Here is a 3,981-nt window from a genome sequence, read left to right as displayed (position 1 = left end):
TCCGCGCCGGTGCCGCCGAGCAGCAGGTCGTTGCCGCCGCGACCGAACAGGACGTCGCGCGAGCCGCCTCCGGACAGCGTGTTGTCCTTGGAGTTGCCGCTGATGCGGTCGGCCAGGCGCCCGCCGCGCTTGGCGGCGGTGGCGGGTCCGGCCGCGAGCGACAGGACGGTGAGGATGGTGAAGAGGGTCAGGAGCAGGCGTGGCACGCTCCGGGTATCGGGGTGCGCTCCCGCTTGCGGTCAGCCCGACCCGTCGAACCTGGCCGAACCGTGGATGACCCGGGAACCCGGGCCGTACGATCGGCCAGATCGGGCCGGGTCCGCTACGGGAGCCGGGCACGTCAACGCTCGGACGGGCGGCGGGGCGAGCCCGAGGACCACCGCACAGACGCCAGCGGCGGCCCCGGAGGACCGCCGCTGGAACCTGCTGAGGTCATGCCCGGGGATGCACGCACAACCCCGGGCGCTTTGGCGGGCGCCTCTCAGCGCCCGCCAAGATCGGGGCTCAGCCGCAGCCGGTGTTGTAGCCGCAGCTGGCGCAGGTGTGGCAGGCGCCGGTCCGCTGCATCGTCGCGTTGCCGCACTGGGGGCACATCTCGCCGGTCGGGCTGGCCTTCGTGATCTTCTCGACCTTGATCGGCGGCAGCGCGAGCTCGGGTGCGCTGGCGGCTGCGGCCGCCGCGGCATCGGGCGGGGTGGCACCGTCGGTGTCGCTCCGGTAGGCCAGGTCGTTGACCGCCTGCTCGGCGCGGACGGCGGGCGTCAGGATGCCGAGCTCACGCTGCACGTCGACGTCGCAGAAGCGTGACGCGAGCCAGCGCATGATGTAGTCGGGCAGCGACTTGGCGAACGGGATCTCCGCGTTCCCGGTGATGCCTTCGGGCTCGAAGCGCATGTACGCGAACTTCTCGACGAGCGTCTCGAGCGGCACGCCGTACTGCAGCGAGATCGAGATCGCGGTCGCGAACGAGTTCATCATGCCGCGGAGGGTGGAGCCCTCCTTGCCGATGTCGGTCAGGAAGATCTCGCCGACCGTGCCGTCCTCGTACATGCCGGCGGTGATGTACCCGTCGTGGCCCGCGATCGAGAACTTGTGCGTGAGCGACTGACGCTCCCGCGGCATGCGGCGCCGCGCGGGGGCGGCCTTGGCGGCCGCGACCGTGTCGGCGAGGCGCGTCGCGACGAGCGCATCCAGCTCGGCCTGCGTGACGATCATCGAGCCCTCGGGCACCACGATCTCCTCGCCGGTGGTCGCGTCCACCGCGGTGCCCTCGCTGGTCGAGTGCACCTGGATGTTCTTGGACCCGTCGCGGTAGATCGCCAGCGCCTTGACGCCCAGCCGCCAGGCCTGGACGTAGGCGTCCTCGATGTCCTCGACCGTGGTCTCCTCCGGCATGTTCACCGTCTTGGAGATCGCACCCGAGATGAACGGCTGCACGGCGCCCATCATCTTGATGTGGCCCATGTGGCTGATCGCCCGCTCACCGACCGCGACGTCGAAGACGGGCAGGTGCTCGTCCCGGATGCCGGGGGCGCCGACGATCGTGTTGTGCTTGGCGACGTAGGTCTCGATCTCGTGGATCTCGCTGTCCGCGTAGCCGAGCGTCTGGAGCGCCAGCGGCACCGTCCGGTTGGCGATGGTCATCGAGCCGCCGCCGACGAGGGTCTTGTACATGACCAGCGAGAAGGCCGGCTCGACGCCGGTGGTGTCGCAGTCCATGAGGAAGGAGATGGTGCCGGTGGGAGCGAGCACCGTCGCCTGGGCGTTGCGGTAGCCGTGCACCTCGCCGAGGGCGACCGCCTCCTCCCAGGAGCCGCGGGCCGCGTCGAGCAGCCCGGTGTCCGCGCACGTCGAGTCCGGGATCGCGTGGGAGGCGTCGCGATGCATCCGCATCACGGCGTTGTGCTCGTCGCGGTTCTCCGCGTAGCGCTCGTACGGACCGATGGCCGCGGCGATCTTGGCGGACTGCGCGTAGGCCCGGCCGGTCATCAGCGCCGTGATCGCCGCCGCGGTGCCACGGCCCGCGTCGGAGTCGTAGGCCATGCCGTTGGCCATAAGGAACGCGCCGAGGTTGGCGTAGCCCAGGCCGAGCTGGCGGAACGCGCGGGCGTTCACGCCGATCTCCTCGGTCGGGTAGCTCGACGGGCCGACGATGATCTCCTGGGCGAGCAGGACCACGTCGATCGCGTGCTGGTAGGAGGCGACGTCGAAGGAGCCGTCCTCCAGACGGAACTTCATGAGGTTCAGCGACGCGAGGTTGCACGCGGAGTCGTCGACGTGCATGTACTCGGAGCACGGGTTCGAGGCGTTGATGCGCCCCGAGTTCGGGCAGGTGTGCCACTCGTTGATCGTCGTGTCGTACTGCACGCCCGGGTCCGCGCAGCGCCACGCGGCGTCGGCGATCTCCCGCATGAGCTGGCGGGCGTCGATCGGGTCGCCGATGGGCTCGCCGGTCATGCGGGACGTCGTGCGCCACTCATCGCCGTTCTCCACGGCGGCCATGAACGCGTCGTTGACGCGGACCGAGTTGTTGGCGTTCTGGTACTGGATCGACTGCATGCCGTCGCCGTCGAGCGACATGTCGAAGCCGGCCTTGGCGAGCGCGCGGGCCTTGTCCTCCTCCTTGGCCTTGCACCAGATGAACTCGCGGATGTCGGGATGGTCGATGTCGAGGACCACCATCTTCGCCGCACGACGCGTCTTGCCGCCCGACTTGATGGTGCCGGCCCAGGAGTCGGCCCCGCGCATGAAGGAGACCGGCCCCGACGCGGTGCCGCCCTTGCTGAGCTGCTCCATCGAGCCGCGGATGTTCGAGAGGTTGATGCCCGACCCGGAGCCGCCGCGGAAGATGCGGCCCTCGCGCGTGTTCCAGTCGAGGATCGAGTCCATCGTGTCCTCCACCGAGAGGATGAAGCAGGCGGAGCACTGCGGCTGCTCCTCGAAGCCGACGTTGAACCAGACGGGCGAGTTGAACGCCGCCATCTGGTGCAGCAGGATGAACCCGAGCTCGGCCTCGAAGGCGTCGCCGTCCTCCGCGGTCGCGAAGTAGCCCCGCTGACGACCCCAGTCGGCGATGGTGCCGGCGACGCGGGTGATCATCTGCTTGACCGAGCGCTCGCGCGTGGGCGAGCCGAGCTGGCCACGGAAGTACTTCTGCGCGACGATGTTCGTCGCGTTCAGCGACCAGGTCGAGGGGAACTCGACGTCGCGCTGCTCGAAGGATCCGACGGACGCGGTGCGAAGCTCCCAGTCGACGGTCTCGAACGGGTGGACTCCGGGCTGCGTGAAATAGCGCCGGACGGACAGCGCCTCACCGCTGCGGACGTCCGTCGCAAGTGCCGTCTGCGGGGTGCTGTCCATCGAATCCTGCTCCTCTCTGTGCCTCCCGATCCTCAGCCGGGACGGCGGCATATCTGTACGTGGGGGTAACAGTGGAGTGTCCGTGTCGGTCCGGACGGAACCGCTGTTGCCGGGGCCTGTCAGAGCGCGATGGACACCGGCGTTATGACCACGTCGAAACTAGCAGCGGGCCAGGTCGGCACGGCCTCGCTGAACGTCGCGTTTTGCGGGTTCTCCGCCGTCGTGCGACGACCGAAATCTCCCGCTGTTTGCGGGGATGAACGAGGACCCGATGCTACCGGACGGCAGCAGCCGTCCAGCGGTCCCGCAGGGGGGTCAGCGACCGAGCCGTACCCAGTCGGTGAAGTCCTGCCAGGTGCCGGACGCCCGCCAGCCCGCCTCGTGGAAGGCGTGGCGCGCACGCGGGAGCCAGGTGGGCTCCCACGCGAGGGTCCGCAGCATCAGCCAGACCAACGAGGTCGCCAGCAGCAGGGCGGCGAGCGTGCCGAGCCCGACGACCGCAGCGGGCAACCCGTCGGACGGTCCCGACGTCGGCTCGAGCTTGGCCGCCTCCAGGACGGCTCCGTCGGCTGCGGCGGGGGCCGCGGCCGGCACCGGAGCGGGCTGCGGGGTCTCGGTGAC

Annotated in this window: 1 protein-coding gene and 2 pseudogenes; all 3 read right to left on the bottom strand. The window is 69.9% G+C overall.

Translation table 11 applies throughout. The annotated features are described in order from the left end of the window. A pseudogene (locus tag ABYE80_RS18155) lies at window positions 1–206 on the bottom strand (hypothetical protein); the annotation flags it as partial. Window positions 207–504: 298 nt separating this feature from the next. After that, window positions 505–3,360, bottom strand: coding sequence for a vitamin B12-dependent ribonucleotide reductase (locus tag ABYE80_RS18150; RefSeq protein WP_372791712.1), 2,856 nt, complete (start codon window positions 3,358–3,360; stop codon window positions 505–507). A 315-nt stretch (window positions 3,361–3,675) separates the two neighbouring features. Next, window positions 3,676–3,981: pseudogene (locus ABYE80_RS18145) on the bottom strand (hypothetical protein); the annotation flags it as partial.

Source organism: Paraconexibacter sp. (genome assembly GCF_041602235.1).
In the GTDB taxonomy this organism is placed as follows: domain Bacteria; phylum Actinomycetota; class Thermoleophilia; order Solirubrobacterales; family Solirubrobacteraceae; genus Paraconexibacter.
The sequence above is the reverse complement of the archived record's forward strand: the minus strand, read 5'-3'. Positions and strand labels throughout refer to the sequence as shown.